A 24,887-nucleotide genomic window follows, 5' to 3' on the forward strand; every position below is an offset into this window, starting at 1 on the left:
CGACCCATCCACTGGAACGGGGAGCCCCCGGTCAGCGCAACCGCGCTGACCGGGGGCGGTTCGTTTACCTGAGTTCGCGCTTGAGGATCTTGCCCGTGGCCGTCATCGGCAGGGTGTCGCGGAACTCGACCTGGCGGGGGTACTTGTAGGCCGCCATGTTCTCCTTGCACCAGGCGATCAGGTCCGCCTCGGTGAGGGTCGCCCCGGGGGTGAGGATGATGTACGCCTTGATCTCCTCGCCGTGGGACTCGTGCGGGATCCCGACCACGGCGGCCAGCGAGACCGCCTCGTGCGTCATCAGGACCTCTTCGAGCTCGCGCGGGTACACGTTGAACCCGCCCCGGATGATCATGTCCTTGGCCCGGTCGATGATCGAGTAGTAGCCGTCGGCGTCGCGGACCGCGATGTCGCCGGTGCGGAACCAGCCGTCGTTCATCACCTCGGCCGTGGCCTCGGGCCGGTTGTAGTAGCCCTTCATCACGTTGTGCCCGCGCACCGCGATCTCGCCGGGGCCCTCGCCCTCGACCGTCTTCCAGTCGTTGTCGATCAGCTTCATCTCCACGCCCCAGACGGGCGTGCCGATCGTGCCCGGCTTGGTGGGGCGGCCGAGCTGGTTGAAGCTCGCCACGGGGGAGGTCTCGGACAGGCCGTACCCCTCCAGGATGCCGATGCCGAAGGTGCGCTCGAAGTCCTTGAGCACCTCCACGGGCGAGGCGGCGCCACCGGCCACGGCCGTGGTGAGCGAGGTGGGGACCTCCTCGCCGTCGGCGTGGATCTTCGTGAGCAGGCCCCAGTACATCGTCGGCACCGCGGCGATGAACGTGACCTTCTCCTTGCGCATGAGCTCCAGCGCGTCGCCGGCCTCGAAGCGGGGCAGCAGCACGACGGTGCCGCCGCGCAGGAACGCGGTGTTCATGATGACGGTCTGGCCGAAGGAGTGGAAGAGCGGGAGCACGGCCAGGTAACTGTCGCCGCCATCGCCGCGCGGGAACATCCTGTCGCTGATCAAGGCGTTCATCAGCATGTTCTGGTGGCTGAGCTCGGCGCCCTTGGGCTGGCCGGTGGTGCCGGAGGTGTAGAGGATCACGGCGGTGTCGTCGGGCGCGGTCTGCTCGGTCTGGAACTCGCCGGACATGCCGTTCAGCGCGGCCCAGATGGACTCGCCGTGCACCGACTCGGTGGCGAGGGGCGTCGCGGGGAGCACGAAGAACTGCTCGCAGCCTTCGGCGGCCTCGAAGCCCGCCTTGCCGCGCTCGCCGAGCGGCAGCTCCGGCGACCCCTCGAAACAGAACAGCGCCTTGGCGTCGCTGTCCTCCAGGTGGTAGGCGATCTCCCGCGCCTGCAGCAGCACGTTGAGCGGGACGACGGTGGCGCCGGTCTTGAGGATGCCGTAGTAGACGAACGGGAAGTATGGCAGGTTGGGGCAGGCCAGAGCGACCTTGTCTCCCTTGCCGATGCCGCGCGACACGAGCAGGTTGGCCACCTGGTTCGCCACGGTGTTCACCATGGAGTACGGCAGGCGCATGTCCCCGAAGACGACAGCCGTCCCATCAGGGGCCTGCCTGGCGCTGTCCTCGAGAACGATCGAAAGGTTGAGCATGGAACGCCTTCCTCCCTCATGCTTACGGCTTCGCGCGACATCCTTGCAGGCTCCGCATACCAACCGGTAGGTAACAAAGGTTACAGATGCATATGGACGTACTGGGCCACCTGAAGTAGGGAGGATCCATGGAATACGACTACGTGATCGTCGGGGCGGGGTCGGCGGGATGTGTGCTGGCCAACCGGTTGACCGCCGATCCCGGCGTGACCGTGGCGCTCGTCGAGGCGGGCGGGCAGGACGACAAGCTCGAAATCCGGATGCCCGCGGGCTTCAAGAAGCTGTTCAAGACCGCCTACGACTGGAACTACATCACCACCGGCCAGGACGAGATGGACGGCCGGGAGCTCTACTGGCCGCGCGGCCGGGTGATCGGCGGCTCGTCGTCGATGAACGCCCAGATGTGGGTACGCGGCCACGAGCGCGACTACGACCAGTGGGAGATCCCCGGCTGGTCCTACGACGAGGTCCTGCCGTACTTCAAGAAGGCCGAGCACCGCGTCGGCAGCAACCGCGGCGGCGTGTACGGCACGCAGGGCCCCCTGCACATCTCCGAGCTCCGCAGCCCGAACGTCACCACCGCCGCCTTCCTCATGGCCTGTGAGGAGCTGGGGATGCGGCGGCTCGACGAGCTCAACGGCCGCTCCAACGAGGGCTGCAGCCCGACCCCGGTCACCCAGGAGCGCGGCAGGCGCTGGAGCGCGGCCGACGGCTACCTGCGGCCCGCCGCCAAGCGGCCCAACCTCACCGTGCTCACCGGCGCCCAGGTCGGCAGGGTGCTGTTCGAGGGCAGGCGGGCCGTGGCGGTGGAGCACGGCGGCGGCCGGGTCAGGGCGCGCCGGGAGGTCATCCTGTCGGCGGGCGCGATCGGCTCCCCGCATTTGCTCATGCTCTCCGGCGTCGGCGCGGCCGACGAGCTGCGCGAGTCCGGCATCGAGGTCGTGCACGACCTGCCGGCCGTCGGCAAGAACCTGCAGGACCACCTGTCCAGCGGGGTGTTCGTCGCCTGCCCCGAGCCGATCACGCTGGTCGCCGCCGAGTCGATCGGCAACCTGGTGCGCTATCTGGTGACCCGTACCGGCATGCTCACCACGAACGTCGGCGAGGCGGTGGCGTTCGTCCGGACCTCGCCGGAGGAGCCCGCGCCGGACATCGAGCTGGTCTTCGCGCCCGGCCCGTTCGTGGACCACGGCCTGAGCGTGCCGGCCGGGCACGGGCTGACCGTGGGCGTGATCCTGCTGCAGCCGGAGAGCCGGGGCCGGATCGGGCTGAACGGGCGCGAGGCGGTCGTGGATCCGGCCTACCTGTCGGCGCCGGCCGACGTGCGGCGGATGGTGGCGGGGCTGAAGGTGGCCAAGCAGGTGTTCGCCACCGCGGCGATGAAGCAGTACAACGACGGGCCGCTGGAGCCGTACTGGGGACCGGAGAGCGACGAGGAACTGGCGCGGTGGGTGCGCGAGCGCGGCGAGACGCTCTACCACCCGGTCGGGACGTGCCGGATGGGCGTCGACGAGGAGTCGGTGGTGGACCCGTCGCTGCGGGTGCGCGGGGTGGAGGGGCTGCGCGTGGTGGACGCCTCGATCATGCCCACGCTCAACCGCGGCCACACCCACGCGCCGGCCGTCATGATCGGGGAGAAGGGGGCCGACCTCATCGCCACGTATTGATGGGCCTGGCGGGGAGGGCTAGGTTTTCGCCCTATGGAGATCAGGACGATCCACGCCAATGGTGTGGAGTTCGCGTATCTGGCGCTTGGTGACGGACCGCTAGCTCTCTGCCTGCACGGCTTCCCCGACACCGCGCACACCTGGCGGCACCTGATGCCGGAGCTGGCCGAGCGCGGGTACCGGGCCGTCGCGCCGTTCATGCGCGGCTACGCGCCCACCGAGGTGCCGGCCGACGCCGCCTACGAGAGTGGCGCGCTCATCGCCGACGTCGCCGCGCTGCACGAGGAACTGGGCGGCGACGAGGACGCCGTGCTCATCGGCCACGACTGGGGCGCGATCCCGGTGTACGCCACCACCGACCGCTTCCGCAGGTCAGTGGCGATGGCGGTGCCGCCGGTCCCGGCGCTGCGGGACGCCCTCCTCGACTACGACCAGCTCAAGCGCTCCTTCTACCTGTTCCTGTTCCAGACCGGCCTCGCCGAGGTCGCGGCGGCCAGGCCCGGCTTCCTCGAAGGGCTGTGGCGCGACTGGTCGCCCGGCTACGACGCGAGCCAGGATGTGGCGTTCGCCCGGGCCAGCATCGGCGAGCCGGCCAACCTGGCCGCGGCCATCGGCTACTACCGGGCCATGCTCGGCACCGTGCCGCCCACCGGCAGGTACGCCTCCGAGCAGGCCGCCGCCGAGGCGGGCGTCAAGCGTCCCGTCCTCTACCTGCACGGAGCCGCCGACGGCTGCCTCGGCGCGGAGGTGGTCAAGGACGCGCTCGCCTTCCTGCCCGAGGGTTCGCGGGCCGAGCTGGTCGCCGGCGCGGGCCACTTCGCGCACTTGGAACGGCCGCGCGAGGTCAACGATCTCATCCTCGACTGGATCGGGTCCGCGCCATAGTCTGAGCCCGAATCACGTTCTAGTGGAGGCTGTGGTGACGGTTCCCCTCGATCACATCGACCTGTCCGACGCGGAGTTCTGGCTGCGGCCGATGGAGGAGCGGGAGGCGGCCTTCGCGGTGCTGCGCGCCCAGCCCAGACCGGTCCGCTTCCGCGAGGAGGAGATCAGCTTCGCCCCCGCCGGCCCCGGCTACTACGCCCTGGTACGGCACGCCGACATCATCGAGGCCAGCCGCAACCCCGACGTCTTCTGCTCCGGCCAGAGCTCGACCTCGATCCACGACCTGCCGGTGGAGTTCAACGAGTACTTCGGCTCCATGATCAACATGGACGACCCCCGGCACGCCCGCCTGCGCCGGATCGTCTCCCGGGCCTTCACCCCCCGCATGATCCAGAAGTTCGAGCAGGACGTCCGGGAGGAGGCGGCCAGGATCGTCGACCGGCTCATCGACACCGGCCAGGGCGCCGACTTCGTCACCGAGGTCGCCGCCCGGCTGCCCTTGAAGATCATCTGCGACATGATGGGCATCCCCGAGTCGGACTACCAGACCGTCTTCGACGCCTCGAACGTGATCCTGTCCGGCGGCGACCCCGAGTTCATCGGCGACGGCTCGCGCGCCGCCGAACTGCTCCTCGGGGCCGGCCAACGGCTGCAGGAGCTGGCCTCGATCCCCCGCGAGGACGGCCTCATCGCCGCCCTGACCAGCGCCAACATCGACGGCGAGAAGCTCACCACGCAGGAGCTCGGCTCGTTCTTCATCCTGCTCGTGGTGGCCGGAAACGAGACCACCCGCAACGCCATCTCGCACGGGCTGCACCTGTTCACCCGCAACCCCGTCCAGCGGGCGCTGCTGCTGGAGGACCTGGACGGGCGGCTGCCCGGCGCGGTGGAGGAGATCGTCCGGCTGGCCTCGCCGGTGGCGTGGATGCGCCGCACGCTGACCCGCGACCACTCGATGAACGGGATGGACTACGCCAAGGGTGACAAGGTGCTGCTCTACTACTGGGCGGCCAACCGGGACGAGGCCGTGTTCGCCGAGCCGTACGCGTTCGACATCCTGCGTGACCCGAACCCGCACGTCGGCTTCGGCGGGCCCGGTCCGCACTTCTGTCTGGGCGCTCATCTGGCGCGCCGGGAGATCTCGGTGATGTTCAGGGAGCTGTTCACCCGGCTGCCGGAGATCCGTTCGGTGGGGGAGCCGGACCGGCTGCTGTCGAGCTTCATCAACGGGATCAAGCACATGGAGTGCGCCTTCTGAGGACCGCGATCACCGGGTGCAGCCCCGACAGGCTCACCTCGACGGTCCGCTCGGCGCGCAGGCCGTTCGCCGACGCCAGGCGGAGCTGCTCCGGTTCGTCGTGCAGCAGCGCCACCACCAGGCCGCCGGGCGCGAGCACCCGCGCCAGCTCCCGCCACAGCAGCCCGTCGTCGCCGCGCAGCAGCCCGGAGGGCGGGACCTGGCGGCCCCACGGCGGGTTGACGATCACCCGGTCCACGACGCCGCCGGGCAGCGGGATCCGCCCCGCGTCCCCCACCGCCCACGCGATCGCCCTGCCGGGGGCCGCCCTCTCCCCGGCGACCGGGCCGCTGTTCGCGGTGGCGACCAGCGCGGCTCGCGAGCTGTGGTCGAGGCCGACATATCGGGCGTGCGGGGCGAGCGCCCGTGCCTCCACGAGCGTCGTGCCCGCCCCGCCGCACGGATCGAGCACCAGCCGGGCGCCGTCCAGGCGGGCCAGCCGCGCCATCGCGGCGGCCACCGGCGGATGCAGCGTCCCAGGGACCGACCCCGTCTTGTACGGCCTACGGTGCAGGGGCCGCTCGGCTACCCGCAGGGCGATCACCGCCTCGTCGTCCTCCACGGTGACCCGCCAGGACGCGGTGCCGGGCGGGGGCGCGGCGCCGTACCGGCGGGAGTGGTAGGGGAGGCGCAGCAGGGCGGAGAGTTCCGCGCCGACGGTGTCCTCCAGGTCGAAGCGGGTGTAGGCGCGGCGGCCGAGGAACGAGGCCGAAACGTCGAGGCCGGTGGGCTCGGGAGCGCGTTCCCGGAGCGCCAGCAGGGCGCGGGCGTCCACGGCGGACGCCGCCCGGCCGAGGCGGGGCAGCGCCGCCTTCGCCCGCCCCACGCCGTCCACGACGGCGGCGAGGAGCAGGACGTCGTCGGCGGTGCGCAGTTCGCGCAGCGCGAGGCCGGGGTCGGGGGCCGTGAACCACACCTCGCGGTGGCGTGATCGGCGCACGGTACCCGCCCCAGATCGGTGGATCTCCGCGCGAAGCAGCGGCTCGATGCCGCGGACCGTTCTGGCGAGCAAGGGCATGGCGACATGCACGGGTGTTCTCCCACGTCGAGACCCGGGGCGGCGGACGGCCGTCCCGCATCACCGGCGGTGGGCCTGGCCTCGGCCCGCCGGCGGTTCTCAACGCAGGTGGAAGAAGAACACGCGCACACCGTAGCGTGCGCGCGTGGGGGCGAACCAGCGAATATCCACCGCCCTGGTGTTGACGCCACGGGGTCGCCCTGCGAACGATGGAAGGGTGAGCGTGATCGACTTCGACCTCTCCGACATGGAGTTCTGGGCCAGGCCCATGGCCGAGCGCGAGGACGCCTTCCGGCGGCTGCGCGCCCTCGACCATCCGGCCTTCTTCGAGGAGATGGAGGTGCCCTTCGCGCCCAAGGGGGCCGGTTACCACGCCCTGGTCAGGCATGCCGACATCCTGGAGGCCAGCCGCAACCCGGAGGTGTTCAGCTCGGGGGAGGGCGGCGCGACCAACGTCCCCGACATGCCGCCCGAGTTCGCCGAGTACTTCGGGTCGATGATCAACATGGACGACCCCCGGCACGCCCGGCTCAGGCGCATCGTCTCCCGCGCCTTCACGCCCAAGATGATCAGACAGTTCGAGGCGGACGTCGAGGTGGCCGCGTCCCGGATCGTGGACGACCTGCTGGCGACCGGCTCAGGCTGCGACTTCGTCACCGAGGTCGCGTCCAGGCTGCCGCTGAAGATCATCTGCGACATGATGGGCATCCCCGAGAAGGACTACGCCTTCATCTTCGACCGCTCGAACATCATCCTCGGCGGCTTCGACCCCGAATACAGCGGCGACGACCTGGACACCATCGCCGAGCGCCTGCTCACCGCGGGCATGGAGCTGCAGGGCCTCGTCCAGGAACTGGCCGCCGACCCCGCCCGCCAGGGCCTCATCGCCGCCCTGAGCAGCGCCAACCTCGACGGCGAGCACCTCACCGCGCAGGAGCTCGGCTCGTTCTTCATCCTGCTCGTGGTCGCCGGGAACGAGACCACCCGCAACGCCATCTCCCACGGCCTGCGCCTGCTCACGAACAACCCCGACCAGCGCGCGCTCTGGCTCCAGGACATCGACGGCCACGCCCCCGGCGCGGTCGAGGAGATCGTCCGGCTGGCCGCACCCGTCAACTTCATGCGCCGCAAACTCACCCGAGACCACGAGATGAACGGCACCCGCTACCGCGAGGGCGAGAAGGTCCTGCTCTACTACTGGTCGGCCAACCGCGACGAGCGCGTCTTCGCCGACCCGCTCCGCTTCGACATCACCCGCACCCCCAACCCGCACGTCGGGTACGGCGGGCCGGGCCCCCACTTCTGCCTGGGCGCCCACCTGGCCCGCAGGGAGATCACCGTGATGTTCCGCGAGCTCCTGCGCCGCGTCCCGGCGATCGAAGGGGGCCGCCCCGACCGGCTCCACTCCAGCTTCATCAACGGGATCAAGCACATGGAGTGCAGGTTCTAGGAGGTCAGCTTGATCTGCCGGAAGATCGTGTTGATGTTCGGCAGCAGGTCCTTCTCGGCGCTCGGCACCGACATGTAGACGATCGCCGGAACGTCGGCGCCGGTGCTCACCGCGGCGGCGACCACCATGGTCTTGACCTCGCCCGCGGTCACCTCGTAGGCGTTCACCTTGGCCGGCGCGTCGCCCACCTTGAGCATCTGCTGGCCGGTCTTGCGGATGGTGTTGCCCTCGGGGAAGAACTTCTTGCGGGCCGAGACCACCACGGCCTTGATGACCGGCTCCAGGTTGTCGGGCGAGGTGTAGTGGGAGGCCAGCCTCGGGGCCAGCGGGCCCGTCATCACGTGGGCGAACACCTGCTCGCCTGCGGCGTCGGTGCCGGCCGCTACGTACTGCCTGGTCGCGTAGCCGTAGGTGGTGCGCATCGTGGCGCGGGTGTCGAGCTGCCAGGTGCCGCCCAGGCGGGGGACGCTGATGCCGGCCGTCGTGTCGGGCAGGGTGCCGGTCACCGGGGCCGCCTTGCCCGGGTACTTGGGCAGGCGTGCCGGGCTCTTCGCGGCCGGCTTGGTGGCCGGGGCCGACGCCTTCGGCCCGGGGCTGGTCGTGGGCTCGGGCTCGGAGGCCAGCGGGCCCGCCACGAAGGCCCACACCAGGGCCAGCACCAGCGCCACGGCCACCGAACCGCCGAGCGCGTAGATCCAGATCGGCTTGCCGGGCTCGTCGTCGAAGCCGTCGTCCTCGCCGTCGCCGAACACCGTGTCCCAGAGCTCCTGCTGGCGCTCGGGCGGGGGCGTGCGCGAGCCGCTGACCTGGCCCGCGGTGACGAAGGGCTTGTCGGGGTCGGAGGGGTCGCGGCTGAGGTTCGCGCCCGGCCTGGGCTCGTTCGGGTGGCCGGGGTCGGCGACGGGGGCCTGGGGGGCGTACGCCTGGTTGAGGGTGACCGTACGGTCGAGCGGGTTGCCGGCGGGCGGCGAGCCCGGCATCGGGCCGGACAGCGGGTCGCCCATCGGCTGGTGGCCGCCCATCGGGGCCCCGTGCTGGGGGTCGGCCGCGGGCCAGGGGCCGCTCAGCGGGTCGCCCATGGGGCCGGGGCCGTTCGCGGGGCCGGGGCCGCCCGCAGGACCGGGGCCGGGGGCGTTCGCGGGCCACCCGCCGCTCGCGGGGGCGTTCGAGGGCCAGGCGCCGCTCGTGGGGGCGTTCGAGGGCCAGGCGTCGTTCAGCGGGTCGCCTGTGGGGCGCCGGCCGTCGTTCGCCGGGCGGGGGCCGCCGAGGGGGTCGTTCGAGGGGCGGGGGCCGTTCAGCGGGTCGTTCAGCGGGTCACCCTGGGGAAGCGGGCCGGTCAGCGGGTCGGCTGCGGCGGGGCGGGCGGCGGCCATCGGGTCGTTGCCCGGGCGCGGGTCGTTCCACGGCGCGGGGTTGCTGTTCGCGCCGGGCCAGGGGGCCGGGGAGGACAGGTTCGCCCAGGCGCCGCCGGCGGGCTGCGCGGGGGGCGGGGGTTCGCTCCAGGCGGGCACCGGCGGCTGCTCCTGCCGGCCGGTGTCGTGGCGGGCCTGGTCCTGCTGGGGCTGCCCGTGGCGCGGGGCCTCGGGCCAGCCGGGCTGCGAGGTGTCGCCGTACGGGGTCTCGGTCCAGGCCGAGCGTGCCGCGTTCGATTCGGGCCACGAGGTGGGCACCGGGTCCTGCTGGGTCTCGGGCCAGGAGGTCGGCACCTCGGGCCAGGACGGCGGCAGGTGTGGTGCTCCGGAATTCTCCGTTGCCATTGCTGCCGTACCTCCCGAGGTTATGTCCGAATTGGACGCACCGGGCATGATCTCATGCGATGCGGGTGGTTCCGCAGCAAAACGAGAGAAGCCAGTGGGGTCGGTCGGCGGATCCTGCATGGGCAGGCCGCCTTCCGACGGTTCTCGTCCTGGCTCAGCTGAGTGGGCCACGGTGACGAGCGTAAACTAAAGGGACATAAGAGGTCACAACGGATACATCACCATCGGGTCTCGTGGGAGCGGGCCCGTCCATTGTGCGCACGCTTCCCGGAAGTCCACGGGCTTTCCGCTGAAGACGCGGACTTGCGGACTGCGCTAGTCTTGACGTATGCGTTCCGCGACCCAGCGTCTTAGCGGGCCGCGGCGGCCTTCGAGCTGAGCTCCCGCCGTCGCGGCTACCCCTCGCTGTTGTGAGCGAGGGGTTTTCTTATGGGTCAGAGCCAACCGAGGGAAAAGCCGTGAGTGAGTACGATCCGCAGGCGCTGCAGGCCAAGTGGCAGCAGCGATGGGAGGAACAGGATCCGTTCCGGGCGAGCGAGGACGCGGCCGACACCCGGGAGCGGCGCTACATGCTCGACATGTTCCCCTACCCCTCGGGCGACCTGCACATGGGGCACGCCGAGGTGTTCGCGATCGCCGACGTCGTGTCCCGCTACTGGTTCCAGCGCGGCTACAACGTCCTGCACCCGATCGGGTGGGACTCCTTCGGCCTGCCCGCCGAGAACGCCGCCATCAAGCGCAACGCCCACCCCGCCGAGTGGACCTACGCCAACATCGAGACCCAGGCCGGCAGCTTCCGGCGGTACGCCGTGTCCTTCGACTGGTCGCGCCGCCTGCACACCAGCGACCCGGAGTACTACCGCTGGAACCAGTGGCTGTTCAACCGCTTCTTCGAGCGCGGCCTGGCCTACCGCAAGGGCGGCCTGGTCAACTGGTGCCCGAACGACCAGACCGTGCTGGCCAACGAGCAGGTCGTGGCCGGGAAGTGCGAGCGCTGCGGCGCCGACGTCATCCGCCGCGAGCTGACCCAGTGGTACTTCAAGATCACTGACTACGCCGACCGGCTGCTGGACGACATGGCCCAGCTGGAGGGCGGCTGGCCCGAGCGGGTGCTGACCATGCAGCGCAACTGGATCGGCCGCTCCGAGGGCGCCGACGTCCAGTTCCGGATCGAGGGCCGCGACGAGCCCGTCACCGTCTACACCACCCGCCCCGACACGCTGTTCGGCGCGACGTTCTTCGTCGTGGCCGTCGACGCGGCGCTGGCCGACGAGATCGTCACCGACGAGCACCGGGCCGAGTTCGAGGCCTACCGCGCCGAGGTCGCCAAGCTGAGCGACATCGAGCGGCTGTCCACCGACAAGGACAAGAGCGGCGTCTTCCTGGGCCGCTACGCGATCAACCCGGTCAACGGCGAGCGCATCCCTGTCTGGGCGGCCGACTACGTGCTGTCCGACTACGGCCACGGCGCCATCATGGCCGTGCCCGCGCACGACCAGCGCGACCTGGACTTCGCGCGGAAGTTCGGTCTGCCCGTCCAGGTCGTCGTGCACACCGGGCTGGCCGACCCGGGCGAGACCGGCGTCGCCACCCCCGGCGAGGGCAAGCTGGTCAACTCCGGCCCGCTGGACGGCCTGGGCAAGACCGAGGCCATCACGAAGATCATCGATCAACTGCAGGCCGACGGGCTGGGCCGGGGCACGATCAACTTCCGGCTGCGCGACTGGCTGCTGTCCCGCCAGCGCTTCTGGGGCACCCCGATCCCGATCATCCACTGCGCCGACTGCGGCGAGGTGCCGGTCCCCGACGAGCAGCTGCCCGTCAGGCTGCCCGACCTGCGCGGCGCCGACCTGGCGCCCAAGGGCGTCTCCCCGCTGGCCTCGGCCACCGACTGGGTCAACGTCGCCTGCCCCAAGTGCGGCGGTGCCGCCCAGCGCGACACCGACACGATGGACACCTTCGTCGACTCCTCCTGGTACTACCTGCGGTACTGCTCGCCCAGCTACGCCGACGGCCCGTTCGACGTCGAGCGGGTCCGCCAGTGGGGCCCCATCGACCAGTACGTCGGCGGCGTCGAGCACGCGGTGCTGCACCTGCTGTACTCCCGGTTCTTCACCAAGGTCCTGCACGACATGGGCATGGTCGACTTCACCGAGCCGTTCCTGCGGCTGCTGAACCAGGGGCAGGTGATCAACGGCGGCAAGGCCATGTCGAAGTCCCTGGGCAACGGCGTGGACCTGGGCGAGCAGATCGACTCCTACGGCGTCGACGCGGTGCGCCTGACCATGGTGTTCGCCGGGCCGCCCGAGGACGACATCGACTGGGCCGACCTGTCGCCGCTGGCCTCGCAGAAGTTCCTGGCCCGCGCCTTCCGGGTGATGGACGAGGTGACCAGCGAGCCCGGCGTCGCCTTCGCGGACGGCGACCTGGAGCTGCGCAAGGTCACCCACCGGACCATCGACGAGGTCACCAAGCTGGTCGACTCGAACCGGTTCAACGTGGCCGTGGCACGGATGATGGAGCTGACCTCGGCGGCGCGCAAGGCCATCGACTCCGGGCCGGGCGCCGGTGACCCCGCCGTACGCGAGGCCGCCGAGACGCTGGCGGTCATGCTGTCGCTGGTCGCGCCGTACACCACCGAGGAGGGCTGGGAGCGGCTGGGCCGCAGCGGCTCGGTGGCGCGTGCCGGGTGGCCGGTCGCCGAGCCCGCGCTGCTGGTGCAGGACTCGGTGACGTGCGTGGTGCAGGTGGCGGGCAAGGTCCGCGACCGGCTGGAGGTGTCGCCGGACATCTCCGAGGACGACCTGCGGGCGCTGGCCCTGGCGTCGGACAAGGTCAAGACCCACCTGTCCGGCGAACCGCGCAAGGTGATCGTACGCGCGCCCAAGCTGGTCAACATCGTCCCGTGACCCACTCGACGGCCGCCCCGCACGGGGCGGCCGTCGCGTTTCGCGCAGGCCCTCAGGGTGCGTGCTAGACGCCGACCGGCCTCTTGGTCTCGGTCGTGAACCTGCTGCCGGTTTCGGCTTCCATGCGCTCGGCCTCCTCGAACTCCTCGATGCGGAGCGCGACCCCCATCGCGAAGCAGGTGGGTGCCCACTGGCCGATGAAGATGCCCCACCTGTCCGCCCGGTCGACGCCGGTGGACTCGAGGTTCTTGGAGATGAGCCAGGACGCGAACGACAAGCCGATGGACGCGAGCCCCGCCGTGTACATCGCCTTGGACGTGACGCCCATGTCGTGAAGCTTGCTGATCATGGTTCCCCCAGTGTCGGTAATTCGGTTATCCAGTACCCGAACGGACCCGCCCGGACCCGTACGGAATGCCGGATTTGCCCCTCCTTGACGGCTCCGATGAGATCTCCTGCGGCACAGGACTCCGGCCAGGGGAGACGCGTTCGCTCGAAGCGCATTGCGTCAAAGGTCCAGGAGGGGCCGATTCCCTTGGGCGTTCGGCATACCTACAGGGTTGAGGCGGCGCCCTTCACAGGGTGTCGCGCATTAGGGTTCTGATGTGACAAATGGCGCATACCTGAGATATCCGCATCTGCACGGTGACCTGGTGACCTTCGTCGCGGACGACGACGTCTGGCTGGCTCCACTGGCCGGCGGCAGGGCGTGGCGGTTCACCGCCGACCGCACCCCCGTCTCGCACCCCAGGTTCTCGCCCGACGGTACACGCATCGCCTGGACCGGCACCAGAGAAGGCGCCCCCGAGGTCTTCGCCGCCGAGGTGGACGGTCCGGAAGGGGAACGCCTGACCCACTGGGGCAGCGCGACCACGGGAGTACGCGGATGGAGCGCCGACGGGAACGTCCTGGCGGTCACCGCGGCGGGAGAGGGTGGCAGGGTCCGGACCTGGGCCCACGCCGTACCGCTCGACGGCGGCCCGGCCACCCGCCTGCCGTACGGGTGGGTCAGCGAGGTGGCGGTGAGCGGCGAGAAGGTCGCGACCGTGTCGGCGATGTGGCGCGAGCCGTCGCAGTGGAAGCGCTACCGGGGCGGCACCGCGGGCAAGCTCTGGGTCGACGCGGACGGGTCCGGTGAGTTCACCCGGCTGTTCGCCGACAGCACCGCGCAGTACTGGTCGGTCATGTGGGTCGGCGAGCGGCTCGCCTTCCTGGCCGACCACGAGGGCTGCGGCAACCTGTACTCCTCGCTGCCCGACGGCTCCGACCTGCGCAGGCACACCGCGCACGACGGGTTCTACGCCCGCCACGCCAGCACCGACGGCACCCGGGTGATCTACAGCCACGCCGGTGACCTGTGGCTGCTCGACGGGCTGGACGCCGAGCCGTACCGGCTGGAGGTCCGGCTGGGCGGGCCGCGGCCGGCCCGCGCGCGGCGGCCCGCGCCCAACCGGGTCGGCGGGTTCTCGCCCGACGCGACCGGGCGGGCCAGCGCGGTCGAGATCCGCGGCACCGCGCACTGGGTGACCCACCGCGACGGCCCCGCCGGCGCGCTCCGCGTCGAGCCCGGCGTGCGGGTACGGCTCCCGCGCGCACTCGACGCCGACGGCCGCGCGATCTGGGTCAGCGACGCCACCGGCGAAGACGCCCTGGAGATCGGCAAGCCCGGCGGCGAACTCCGCACGCTGGCCGCCGGGGAACTCGGCCGGGTCCTCGACCTGGCCGCCTCACCCGACGGCGGGCACGCGGCCGTGGCCACGCACGACGGCCGCCTGCTCGTCGTCAATTTGGAGTCCGGCGACCTGCGCGAGCTCGACCGCACCGACCAGGGCGACATCCAGGACCTGACGTTCTCGCCCGACTCGGCGTGGCTGGCCTGGGCGCACCCGCACCACGAGCCGCTGCGCCAGATCAAGATGGGCCGCGTCGACGGCACCACCACGATCCATGTGACCTCGCAGCGCTTCAGCGACTCCGCGCCCGTCTTCACCAGGGACGGCAAACACCTGGCGTTCCTGTCCACGCGCACGTTCGACCCGGTCTACGACGCGCACGTGTTCGACCTGTCCTTCCCCGCGGGCACCCGGCCGTACATCGTGCCGCTCAAGGCCACCACGCCCTCGCCGTTCGACCCGAGCCTGCAGGGGCGCGGCTTCAACGGCGAGGACGACGACGCCAAGGACGCCAAGGACGGCGACGACGGCGAGAAGGGCGAGAAGGGCGCGCCGCCGCGGACCGAGGTCGACGTCGAGGGGCTCGCCTCCCGGGTCGTGCCGGTGCCCGTCCCCGCCGGTCGCTACAGCAACCTGCGCACCGCCAAGGACGCCCTGCTGTGGCTGCGCCACCCGCTGGCCGGACTGCTCGGCGACGGCAGCGAGTCGTCCCCCGAGATCGTCCTGGAGCGTTACGACCTGAAGAAGCGCGCCAAGGCCGAGCTGGGCAGGGAACTGCGCGCCTTCGAGGTCAGCGGCGACGGCTCCCGGCTGGTCGTCAACGGCAAGAACGGGCTGCAGACCCGCTCGGCCGGTGAGGGCGACGACGTCGTCACCATCGACCTGGACCGGGTCACCGTCACCATCGACCCGGTCGCCGAATGGCGGCAGGGCTACCACGAGGCCGGGCGGCTGATGCGCGACCACTTCTGGCGCGCGGACATGAACGGCGTCGACTGGGCCGCCACCCTGGAGCGGTACGCGCCGCTGGTGGACCGGATCGGCGCCTACTCCGAGCTGATCGACCTGCTGTGGGAGGTACAGGGCGAGCTGGCCACCTCGCACGCCTACGCCCGGGCCGCCGGCGGGGGCTACGACCCCAAGCGCCGCCAGGGCCTGCTCGGTGCCGACCTGTCGCGCACCGAGGACGGCGCCTGGATCGTCGAGCGGATCCTGCCCGGCGAGTCGTCCGACCACGCCGCCCGCTCGCCGCTGCTCGCGCCCGGCGTCGCCGTACGCGAGGGAGACGCGATCGTCGCCGTCGGCGGACGCCCCGTCGACCCGGTGCGCGGCCCGCTCGCCCTCCTCGCCGGTACGGCAGAGCAGCCCGTCGAGCTGACCGTCAGGCCGTCCGGCGGCGGGGAACCCCGCCGGGTCGTGGTCACCCCGCTGGCCGACGACTCCTCGTTGCGCTACCACGCCTGGGTGGAGGACCGCCGCGCGGCGGTGCGCGAGCTGTCCGGCGGGCGGCTCGGCTACCTGCACGTCCCCGACATGGTGGCCTCCGGCTGGGCGCAGTTCCACCGCGACCTGCGCACCGAGATGGACCGGGAGGGGCTGGTCGTGGACGTCCGCGAGAACGGCGGCGGCCACACCTCCGAGCTCGTCCTGGAGAAGCTGTCGCGGAAGGTCAGCGGCTGGGCGCTGTCGCGCGGCTACCAGCCCGCCCGCTACCCGGAGGACTCGCCGCGCGGCCCGATCGTCGCGATCGCCGACGAGTTCGCCGGGTCCGACGGCGACATCGTCAGCGCCGGGATCAAGGCGCGCGGGCTCGGCCCGCTGGTCGGCACCCGGACCTGGGGCGGAGTGATCGGCATCGACAGCCGCTACTCCCTGGTCGACGGCACGGCCGTCACCCAGCCCCGGTACTCCTTCTGGCTGCAGGGGCAGGGCTGGGGCGTGGAGAACTACGGCGTCGATCCGGACGTCGAGGTCGTCATGACCCCGCAGGACCGGGTCGCCGGGCGTGACCCGCAACTGGAGAAGGCCGTCGAGCTGGCGCTGGCCGCGCTGGCGGAGACCCCGGCCGCCACACCGCCCGAGCTGCCGCCGCCGGCCTAGCCCATCGCCGCATCCCTGACCTCGTCGTACTCACGACAGGTCAGGGATGCGGCATCGACGGGTGAGCCGGCCGTCCTAGAGATCGGAGTCGGACCTGTACAAGTCGGGTCCGCGATCCAGGTCAGGCAGACGGTCTACGGGGCTGTCAAAGCCAGTTCTCGCGGGCGGCGTGCCAGGCCAGCTGTGTTCTGGTCCGCGCACCCGCCTGCTCCATCAGCTGGGTGATCCGGCGCTGCACCGTTCGGTGCGACACCTGGAGCTGGGTGGCGATCGACTTGTCCGGCACGCCCGCGACCAGCAGCGACAGCAGGGACAGGCTGTCGGAGTCCAGCGGGCAGCCGGAGGTGGCGACCTCGCCGCTCTCGGTGATCGCCAGCGGGGTCGCCCGCTCCCACTGGCTCTCGAACAGGGCCGTCAGCGCGTCGAGCAGGCTGCCGCGCCGTACCAGGGCGGCGGTCGGCTCCGCGCCCGCGTTCACGTGCTGCACCAGCGGCAGCACCCCCAGCTCGCCGTCCGCGATCGCCATCCGCACCGGCAGCTCGGGTACGGCCCGCGCCTGCTCGCCCAAGCCGATGCCGTGGGCGAGACTGGCCGGCATCCCCGGCTGCTCCAGCAGCGCCCGCTCGTAGATCACCCGGTAGCGGACGCCGCGGCGCAGGGCGGCCGGTTCCTCGGCGTTCTCCTCCGAGGGCATCGCCACATGGCCCGCCCGGCAGAAGTAGACGACCTCGTGGCGGGCGTTGTCCTGGAGCAGGCGCAACTGCTGGCGCAGGGCCGACCTACTGGGCAGGACCTCGACGACCTGGCCGGGATCATGGCGGCGGGCGTGCGACAGGTACTCCCCGGTGAGCTGATCGACCGCCTGCCTGGCCTGGTCGAGCCCCTCCTGCTCGCGCAGCAGCACGGGACCGATCGCGATGTCGGGGGCCACCGGGGCGAAGCGGTCCTCGTCGAGCGGTCGGGCCAGGCCCTTGGCGTGCAGGGAGCGCAGCGCGGCGTGCGCGGAATCGACGGGGACGCTCAGTTCCGCGGCCAGTTCGGCGGCGTGCGCGCCGGGTGAGCGCACCAGCAGCCGGTACGCGCGTTCCTCGGTCACGTCGAGTCCGGCGGCCTTGAGCATGACGCAATCATGACATCTCGCGTTTTGGCGGGGGCGCCCAGCCGGCCCGGTATCTGGGCCTGGCGCTGGACGGCATGCGCATCAACCGCTGATGCGGTGGAGGATCTCCTCCAGGACGGGGGGGGAGGTGGCGAAGTTCAGGCGGGCGAAGTTCTCGCCGCCAGGGCCGAACTCGTCGCCGTCGCTCAGCAGCACCTTCGCCTCGCGCTCCAGCCGACCGGCGGCGCCCGGCTCGCCGAAGTCCAGCCACGCCAGGTAGGTGGCCTCCGGGATCCGGTAGCCGACCCCTTGGGGAAGCCGCTCGGCGATCAGTTTGCGGTTGCGGTCGAGCGTCGCCACGACCTGCTCCAGCCAGGCGTCTCCCTGGCGCCAGGCCGTGACCGTCGCCTCGACGCCGAACAGGTTCGCCGAGCCGTACACGAAGGAGGGCTGGCGGTCGAGGGCCTCGCGGACCGCGGGCATGCCGATGTGGGCGACCGAGCACCTGATGCCGCCGAGGTTGAACGCCTTCGTCGCCGAGGTCAGCGTCACCGTGCGCTCGGGCAGGATCGTCGCGAACGGGATGTGCTCGTTCGGGGCGTACGTCAGGTCGGCGTGGATCTCGTCGGAGATGACCATCAGGTCGTGCCGTTCGGCCTGGTCGGCCAGGGCGAGCAGCTCCGCGCGGGTGAACACCCGGCCGGTCGGGTTGTGCGGGTTGACCAGCAGCAGCACCCGGCAGCCCGAGAGGTCGGGTTTGTCGAAGCGCCAGGAGTCGCCGTCCGGCAGCATCGGAATCGGCCGCAGCGGGCGGTTCATCTCCGCCAGCGTGCCCAGAAACGGGTGGTAGGCGGGCGTGTGCACGGCCACGCCGTCGCCGGGGCTCGTGCACACCTGGAGAAGTACCTGGAGTGCCTGGTTGATGTCGGTGTAGGAGCGGACGAGCGCCGGGTCGGGCTGCCAGCCGTACCGTACGGCCATGCGCGTGGCGAACGCCTCGGCGAGCGGGCCCGCGTCGGGCGAGTCCAGCCAGACCGGGTAGCCGAGGTCACCGGCGGCGCGGCGGCGCAACGCCTCGGTGATCTCGGGGGCGACCGGGAAGTCCATGTCGGCGACCCACGCGGGGATCACCCCCGGACCCGCCTTCGTCCACTTCAACCCATCACGAGAGGTTTCAAGGTCTTCGACACGAAACGAGTCATTCACTCGATCAGTCTAGGCGCGTCGCCGCAATATCGACTTTTCACTGCGAGGGCTCGTAGCCGGCGAGGGCAGTGCCGCAGGCCGAGTGACTCGTGCAGGATCGCCACGCTGCCCGGCCGCTGATACGCACCCCGCTGGAGAGGATCAGGCGTAGGCGGCTTACTGGATGTGTTCCAACAGGGCCTGCAGTCCGCCCGAGCGGGTGACTCGGGCGGACTGTGGGTGGCTCAAGTGACTCCAGGAGCGGGATCTTTGGAGCTAGAGGCGGCGGAGGACTGCCACGACCTTGCCCAGGACGCTTGCCTCGTCGCCGGGGATCGGGTCGTAGTTGGAGTTGTGGGGGACCAGCCAGACGTGGCCGTCCTTGCGCTTGAACGTCTTGACCGTGGCCTCGCCGTCGATCATCGCTGCCACGATGTCGCCGCTCTCGGCGACGGGCTGCTGGCGGACGACCACCCAGTCGCCGTCGGCGATGGCGGCCTCGATCATCGAGTCACCGGCGACCTGAAGCAGGAAGAGCGTGCCTTCACCGACGAGCTGCTTGGGCAGCGCGAACACGTCCTCGACGCTTTCCTCGGCGAGGATGGGGCCACCGGCGGCGATACGGCCGACCAGCGGCACGTAGGCGGCAGTGGGCCTGCTCACCGGGGTCTCGTCGTCTCTGCCGTCGGGGTCGACCCAGAGCACCGGCTCGCCGGGGAGGCGCACCTCCAGGGCGCGCGGCCGGTGGGGATCACGCCTCAGGTAGCCCTTGCGCTGCAACGCCGTCAGCTGGTGCGACACGCTGGACGTGCTGGTCAAGTGCACGGCCTCGCCGATCTCCCGCATGGACGGCGGGTAGCCGCGCTGCTGGACCGAGTCGCGGATCACCTCAAGGATCTTGCGCTGTCTGGGGGTCAGCCCCAGAGAGTCACGCCGACGCACCGCAAGGTCAGTGACGCCCTTTTCGTCATCCCGCTCGCTCATGCTCTCCTCCTCGCCCGGCGGCCCGCCTTACCGGCGAACCTCCCGGTCCGTGGTCTTCACGTCGCACACAGCGACCGTATCGCCGTTGAAGATCATCTTCAAACAATTGTTCGAGTCTTCCTCGAAATTGTTGGCACGGTGGTGTACAACATCGTACGGGAGTTCGATCGACACCGTGTTCGATTCGCTGATCTTATTCGACCTTTTCCTGGGTCGACGGTGGCGGGAGGTCATCAGTGCGAGCGACCACAATCACACACACAACCAGCGAAGACACGCAATTGACCCTCCTTGCGGACCTCACGCGAGAGCAGCGCACCCGGGGGGACCGAGAGCGCCAGGAGGCTCAGGGGAGAGCCTCCCAGAATCCCGAGGCTCTGGAGCAGGATGGCTCCAAGTCCGAGCCTCAGGGGCGGAGCATCCAAGGCCAGAACCAGCGAGATCGGCGACGGAGGGCTCAGTCCCAAACGGGTGCCCCAGCCAGGGGGCGTCACCTGTGGCTGGTCCCCGAGCCACGCTCACCGGAGAAAGACGAAGACCCGATCTCCGGTACGGCGCCCGCGCGGCCCATCGCCACGAGTGCGAGTTCCCCCGGCCTCGGAGGGTCCGGGGCAAGCCGCCCTAAAGAGTGCGAGACGCCGTCCGTGCAGAGGGTTGAACGCCAAGTGGGCATGGTCCGTGGCCAGGCGGCAGAAGCTGAGCACCTGACAGCCGGTGGTGGGCGACGGCGTGGTGCTGGTGGGAAGGTTCGGCGGTTGGAGAGGCGGCGGATCCGGCTTCAGCGGAAGCTTCGGCGGGCTGCGAAAGCGTCGCGTTCGACGGCGGGCTCGCCTCGTCGATCTGTAGCTCCGGTGCCGGTGGGGTCGCGTCGGCGATTCTTGAAACCGGTACGTTCGTCTGACGAATTGCCACAGCAGCGTACGAACTCGGTGCGGCGAACTGTGAATTCATCACGTGGATCGGCTGGGTCGGCTCGGCGGCCGATGCGGATTACCCGGCGGGGGCGCATTGTTCTACTAATGCTGTTCGTGGCCGTGGCGTTGGGGGCGTTCGTGCTCGGCACCAAGGCCGCCAGTTGGGCATCGGCGCACGAGGGCGGGCCGGTAACTGGCGAGGTGCTGTCCTGGGTGGTCGTGGACGGACGGGCAACCGCCTGAACGATCGCCGACATGGGCGCGCCTGGCAAGCACCCCTGAACCTGCCGAGATCCTCTGCACGGGCCCCAACTCCCGGAAATGCGCGGGCCCCAATTCGGAACACGGGGTGACTGACTACCAGGCGACGCGGGAAACCTGGTCCGGAACGCAGAGTGTCGCCAGGATCTATGGCCGGAACGCCGCATACGGCAGGAAAGTCAGAACATCGTGTGGGTCAAGGTTGGGCCCGGACGTCAGGGGCCGGGGGAGTTCCGCCCGCAGGGTAGGTGTGATCCGGCTTGAGGCTGTGCCGAGGGGCCACACGAGGCACACAAGACGCGTGAAACACACAAGACACACAAGACACACAAGACGCGTGAGACGCATGGGTGGCGGCTCGCTTCCGGCGGTGGAGTCGGGGTGTAGGCGTGGCCGTACCGGAGTCGGGTGGTGGGGTCTGGAGTTGGTGCGTCTGCGGGTCGGGTGGGAGGATCTGGGGAGGGGGCGCCTGGCCGGTGACCAGCGGGTTTTCGGGAGAATGTCCCGTAGAGCAGGCGTTTGCGGCAGGTGGGTGGGCCCGTCGGCGAGGCTCGACACGCCAGGCGCGCGGAGGCTTGTGGCGCTGATCAGCGACTTCGGTGGGGCGGGGTCTGCCAACTTGCGTTCATGGTCGCGCGCTTCTACGGTTGGACCACAACATCTAGTAGTTACACCGATGTAGTTCACCACAACTTGTGTTTACGTGACCGCTCCATGGCACGCCGTGGGGCGTGCGCGAGCGTCTCGCGACGAGCATTTTACGAGTGGTGACGGCGGGCCGAGGAGGCGAGGCGTGCACTGTCCGTTCTGTCGCCATCCGGACACCAGAGTCATCGACAGCCGCTCCACCGAAGACGGCGCCGCCATCAGGCGGCGGCGCACCTGCCCCGAGTGCGGGCGCAGGTTCACCACCCAGGAGACGGTGCTGCTGATGGTGAGCAAGCGTAGCGGGGTGACCGAGCCCTTCTCGCGGGACAAGGTGGTCGCGGGGGTGCGCAGGGCATGCCAGGGCCGCCCGGTCACCGAGGACTCCCTCGCGCAGCTCGGGCAGCGCGTGGAGGAGGCCATCAGGGCCAAGGGCGCGGCCGAGATCCCCTCCAACGAGGTGGGGCTGGCCATCCTGGGGCCGCTGCGGGACCTGGACGAGGTGGCGTACCTCCGGTTCGCATCGGTATATCGCGGTTTCGAGAGCCTGGCGGACTTCGAAGCCGAGATCGAGCAGTTGAAGGCCGAAAAGGCACCTGTGAAGGGGGAGTCATGACGGAGACGGTCAGCGGTTCAGAGGCGCGCGGGGCGAAGCGTCCTCGCAAGGGCCTGAAGATGAAGCGCATCTTCACCACGCCGGGCGTGCATCCCTATGACGAGATCTCGTGGGAGCGGCGCGACGTCGTCATGACCAACTGGCGGGACGGCTCGATCAACTTCGAGCAGCGTGGCGTGGAGTTCCCCGAGTTCTGGTCGGTCAACGCGGCGAACATCGTCACGACCAAGTACTTCCGCGGCGCGGTGGGCACCCCGCAGCGCGAGTGGAGCCTGAAGCAGCTGGTCGACCGGGTTGTCGGGATGTACACGAAGACGGCCGTGGAGTACGGCTACTTCGCCTCCGAGGAGGACGCGGAGATCTTCGACCACGAGTTGAAGCACGCCCTGGTGCACCAGGTGTTCGCGTTCAACTCGCCGGTCTGGTTCAACGTGGGCACCCAGTCGCCGCAGCAGGTCAGCGCCTGTTTCATCCTCTCTGTGGACGACCAGATGGAGTCGATCCTGGAGTGGTACAAGGAAGAGGGTGTGATCTTCAAGGGCGGTTCGGGCTCGGGAATCAACCTGTCCCGCATCCGCTCGTCGAAGGAACTGCTGTCCAGCGGCGGCACGGCCAGCGGCCCGGTGTCGTTCATGCGCGGCGCCGACGCCAGCGCGGGCACCATCAAGTCGGGCGGCGCGACCCGGCGGGCGGCCAAGATGGTCGTCCTCGACGTCGACCACCCCGACATCGAGGAGTTCATCGAGACGAAGGCGCGCGAGGAGGACAAGATCCGCGCGCTGCGGGACGCCGGGTTCGACATGGACCTCGGCGGCAAGGACATCGTCTCGGTGCAGTACCAGAACGCCAACAACTCGGTGCGCGTCTCCGACGAGTTCATGCGGGCGGTGGAGAAGGGCGACACGTTCGGCCTGCGCGCCCGGCTGACCGGCGAGGTGATCGAGCGGATCGACGCCCGCGACCTGTTCCGCAAGATGGCGAAGGCCGCGTGGGAGTGCGCCGACCCGGGCGTGCAGTACGACGACACGATCAACGACTGGCACACCTCGCCCGAGACCGGCCGCATCACCGCGAGCAACCCGTGCAGCGAGTACGTCCACCTGGACAACTCCTCCTGCAACCTGGCCAGCATCAACCTGCTGAAGTTCCTGAAGGACGACAACTCCTTCGACATCGCGGGCTTCGTCAAGCTGACCGAGCTGATCATCACCGCGATGGACGTGTCGATCACGTTCGCCGACTTCCCGACGGAGAAGATCGGCGAGACGACGCGGGCCTACCGCCAGCTCGGCATCGGCTACGCGAACCTGGGCGCGCTGCTCATGGCGACCGGCCACGCCTACGACTCCGACGGCGGCCGCGCGGTCGCGGGCGCCATCACGAGCCTGATGACCGGCGTCTCCTACCGCCGCAGCGCCGAGCTGGCCGCGGTGGTCGGGCCGTACGACGGGTATGCCCGCAACGCCGACGCGCACAAGCGGGTCATGCGCAAGCACGCCGCCGCCAACGACGATCTGCGCACGATCAGCGGGATGGACGGCAAGATCCACGCTGAGGCGTCGCGGCAGTGGTCGGAGTGCCTGAAGGCCGGCGAGAAGAACGGCTACCGCAACGCGCAGGCGTCGCTGCTCGCCCCGACCGGCACCATCGGCTTGATGATGGACTGCGACACCACCGGCATCGAGCCGGACCTGGCGCTGGTGAAGTTCAAGAAGCTGGTCGGCGGCGGCTCCATGCAGATCGTCAACCAGACGATCCCGCGGGCGCTCAGGCAGCTCGGCTACCAGCAGGAGCAGATCGAGGCCATCGTCGAGTACATCGCCGAGAACGGCCACGTCGTCGATGCCCCCGGCCTGAAGCCGGAGCACTACGAGGTGTTCGACTGCGCGATGGGCGAGCGGGCGATCGCCCCCATGGGGCACGTCCGGATGATGGCCGCCACGCAGCCGTTCCTGTCCGGCGCGATCTCCAAGACGGTCAACCTGCCCGAGTCGGCCTCGATCGACGACATCGAGCAGGTGTACCTGGAGGGCTGGAAGCTCGGCCTGAAGGCGCTGGCCGTCTACCGCGACAACTGCAAGGTGGGCCAGCCGCTGTCGGCCGGCGGCAAGAAGGAGGAGCCGAAGGCGGCGTCCGCCGAGCCCGAGGTCAAGGTCATCGAGGTCAACCGGCCGACCCGCCGCCGCATGCCGAACCAGCGCCCCAGCACCACCACCCGCTTCACGGTGGGCGGCGCCAAGGGCTACATGACCGCCTCGTCCTACCCCGACGACGGGCTCGGCGAGGTCTTCCTCAAGATGTCCAAGCAGGGTTCGACCCTGGCGGGCGTCATGGACGCCTTCTCCGTGGCGATCTCGATCGGCCTGCAGTACGGCGTGCCGCTCGAGACGTACATGAGCAAGTTCGTCAACATGCGCTTCGAGCCGGCCGGCATGACCGACGACCCGGACGTGCGGATGGCGACCTCGGTGATGGATTACATCTTCCGCCGCCTGGCGCTCGACCACCTGCCCTACGAGGAGCGGGCCGCGCTCGGCATCTTCTCCGCCTCCGAGCGCGCCGCCCAGCAGCGCGGCGAGGACCCGGCGGCGCTCGTCGACAAGGAGGCGCTGGCCCAGTCGGCGCCGATCGAGGAGCGGCCGAGGGTGGAGGTGGCGCCGAAGAAGGAGCTCACGCTGGAAAGCCACCAGCGCTTCACCGCCGACGCGCCGCTCTGCATGACCTGCGGCACCAAGATGCGCCCCGCGGGCAGCTGCTACGTCTGCGAGGGCTGCGGCTCGACCAGCGGCTGCAGCTGACACACCGCAGAGGTGGCATTCGACCGTAT

General features: G+C 70.3%; 16 protein-coding genes. 9 read left to right on the forward strand and 7 right to left on the reverse strand.

The window, feature by feature from the left end; all coding sequences use genetic code 11:
• Positions 1-64 precede the first annotated feature (64 nt).
• Positions 65-1,600: a long-chain fatty acid--CoA ligase gene (locus tag ABZ911_RS25780; RefSeq protein ID WP_358060797.1), complete on the reverse strand. Its 1,536-nt coding sequence runs from the start codon at positions 1,598-1,600 to the stop codon at positions 65-67.
• 128 nt (positions 1,601-1,728) lie between these two features.
• On the opposite strand from ABZ911_RS25780, the gene ABZ911_RS25785 reads away from it, so the two are divergent.
• The 3 genes from ABZ911_RS25785 to ABZ911_RS25795 all read left to right on the forward strand — a co-directional run bounded on the left by ABZ911_RS25785 (position 1,729) and on the right by ABZ911_RS25795 (position 5,410).
• The gene (locus ABZ911_RS25785) at positions 1,729-3,267 is read left to right on the forward strand and encodes a GMC family oxidoreductase N-terminal domain-containing protein (protein WP_358060800.1); all 1,539 of its coding nucleotides are present in this window, start codon (positions 1,729-1,731) and stop codon (positions 3,265-3,267) included.
• A 33-nt stretch (positions 3,268-3,300) separates the two neighbouring features.
• Entirely contained in the window at positions 3,301-4,152 is an 852-nt protein-coding gene (locus ABZ911_RS25790; RefSeq protein WP_358060803.1) for an alpha/beta hydrolase, read from the forward strand.
• 91 nt (positions 4,153-4,243) lie between these two features.
• On the forward strand, positions 4,244-5,410 hold the full coding sequence (locus ABZ911_RS25795) for a cytochrome P450 (RefSeq protein WP_358060865.1): 1,167 nt from the start codon (positions 4,244-4,246) through the stop codon (positions 5,408-5,410).
• Here the strand turns inward: ABZ911_RS25795 and ABZ911_RS25800 are convergent.
• Positions 5,385-6,479, reverse strand: coding sequence for an RNA methyltransferase (locus ABZ911_RS25800; protein WP_358060806.1), 1,095 nt, complete (start codon positions 6,477-6,479; stop codon positions 5,385-5,387). The genes ABZ911_RS25795 and ABZ911_RS25800 overlap by 26 nt on opposite strands.
• A 235-nt stretch (positions 6,480-6,714) precedes the next feature.
• On the opposite strand from ABZ911_RS25800, the gene ABZ911_RS25805 reads away from it, so the two are divergent.
• Positions 6,715-7,917 carry a cytochrome P450 gene (locus ABZ911_RS25805; protein WP_358060868.1) on the forward strand — a complete coding sequence of 401 codons (1,203 nt, stop codon included), beginning with the start codon at positions 6,715-6,717 and terminating at the stop codon, positions 7,915-7,917.
• On the opposite strand, the gene ABZ911_RS25810 is transcribed toward ABZ911_RS25805, so the two are convergent.
• Complete coding sequence (locus tag ABZ911_RS25810; RefSeq protein WP_358060809.1) at positions 7,914-9,674, reverse strand: hypothetical protein; 1,761 nt, start codon at positions 9,672-9,674, stop codon at positions 7,914-7,916. The two genes, ABZ911_RS25805 and ABZ911_RS25810, sit on opposite strands and share 4 nt — an antisense overlap.
• Positions 9,675-10,132: 458 nt before the next feature.
• On the opposite strand from ABZ911_RS25810, the gene leuS reads away from it, so the two are divergent.
• A complete protein-coding gene (leuS, locus tag ABZ911_RS25815) occupies positions 10,133-12,583 on the forward strand; it encodes a leucine--tRNA ligase (protein ID WP_358060812.1) in 2,451 nt (816 codons plus the stop codon).
• Positions 12,584-12,647: 64 nt separating this feature from the next.
• Here leuS and ABZ911_RS25820 read toward each other — a convergent pair whose 3' ends face one another.
• Positions 12,648-12,932 carry a hypothetical protein gene (locus ABZ911_RS25820; protein WP_358060815.1) on the reverse strand — a complete coding sequence of 95 codons (285 nt, stop codon included), beginning with the start codon at positions 12,930-12,932 and terminating at the stop codon, positions 12,648-12,650.
• 256 nt (positions 12,933-13,188) lie between these two features.
• Between ABZ911_RS25820 and ABZ911_RS25825 the strand changes: the two genes are divergently transcribed.
• Positions 13,189-16,356 (forward strand): PDZ domain-containing protein, encoded by a 3,168-nt coding sequence (locus tag ABZ911_RS25825; protein WP_358060818.1) that lies wholly within the window; start codon positions 13,189-13,191, stop codon positions 16,354-16,356.
• 145 nt (positions 16,357-16,501) lie between these two features.
• Here ABZ911_RS25825 and ABZ911_RS25830 read toward each other — a convergent pair whose 3' ends face one another.
• The 3 genes from ABZ911_RS25830 to lexA all read right to left on the reverse strand — a co-directional run bounded on the left by ABZ911_RS25830 (position 16,502) and on the right by lexA (position 19,624).
• Positions 16,502-17,476, reverse strand: a complete 975-nt coding sequence (locus tag ABZ911_RS25830; RefSeq protein WP_358060821.1) for a helix-turn-helix domain-containing protein — start codon at positions 17,474-17,476, stop codon at positions 16,502-16,504.
• Between the two features lie 81 nt (positions 17,477-17,557).
• Positions 17,558-18,613, reverse strand: coding sequence for an aminotransferase class I/II-fold pyridoxal phosphate-dependent enzyme (locus ABZ911_RS25835; RefSeq protein ID WP_358060824.1), 1,056 nt, complete (start codon positions 18,611-18,613; stop codon positions 17,558-17,560).
• Between the two features lie 303 nt (positions 18,614-18,916).
• Positions 18,917-19,624 (reverse strand): transcriptional repressor LexA, encoded by a 708-nt coding sequence (lexA, locus tag ABZ911_RS25840; RefSeq protein ID WP_358060827.1) that lies wholly within the window; start codon positions 19,622-19,624, stop codon positions 18,917-18,919.
• A gap of 1,028 nt (positions 19,625-20,652) precedes the next feature.
• On the opposite strand from lexA, the gene ABZ911_RS25845 reads away from it, so the two are divergent.
• From ABZ911_RS25845 to ABZ911_RS25855, 3 genes are all read left to right on the forward strand, one after another.
• The gene (locus tag ABZ911_RS25845; protein WP_358060830.1) at positions 20,653-20,781 is read left to right on the forward strand and encodes a hypothetical protein; all 129 of its coding nucleotides are present in this window, start codon (positions 20,653-20,655) and stop codon (positions 20,779-20,781) included.
• An 811-nt stretch (positions 20,782-21,592) separates the two neighbouring features.
• Positions 21,593-22,060 (forward strand): transcriptional regulator NrdR, encoded by a 468-nt coding sequence (gene nrdR / locus ABZ911_RS25850; protein WP_358060833.1) that lies wholly within the window; start codon positions 21,593-21,595, stop codon positions 22,058-22,060.
• Positions 22,057-24,858, forward strand: a complete 2,802-nt coding sequence (locus tag ABZ911_RS25855) for a vitamin B12-dependent ribonucleotide reductase (RefSeq protein WP_358060836.1) — start codon at positions 22,057-22,059, stop codon at positions 24,856-24,858. Before nrdR ends, ABZ911_RS25855 begins: the two co-directional genes overlap by 4 nt.
• Positions 24,859-24,887: the final 29 nt, after the last annotated feature.

The sequence above is a fragment of the Nonomuraea sp. NPDC046570 genome (genome assembly GCF_040645915.1).
GTDB lineage: Bacteria > Actinomycetota > Actinomycetes > Streptosporangiales > Streptosporangiaceae > Nonomuraea.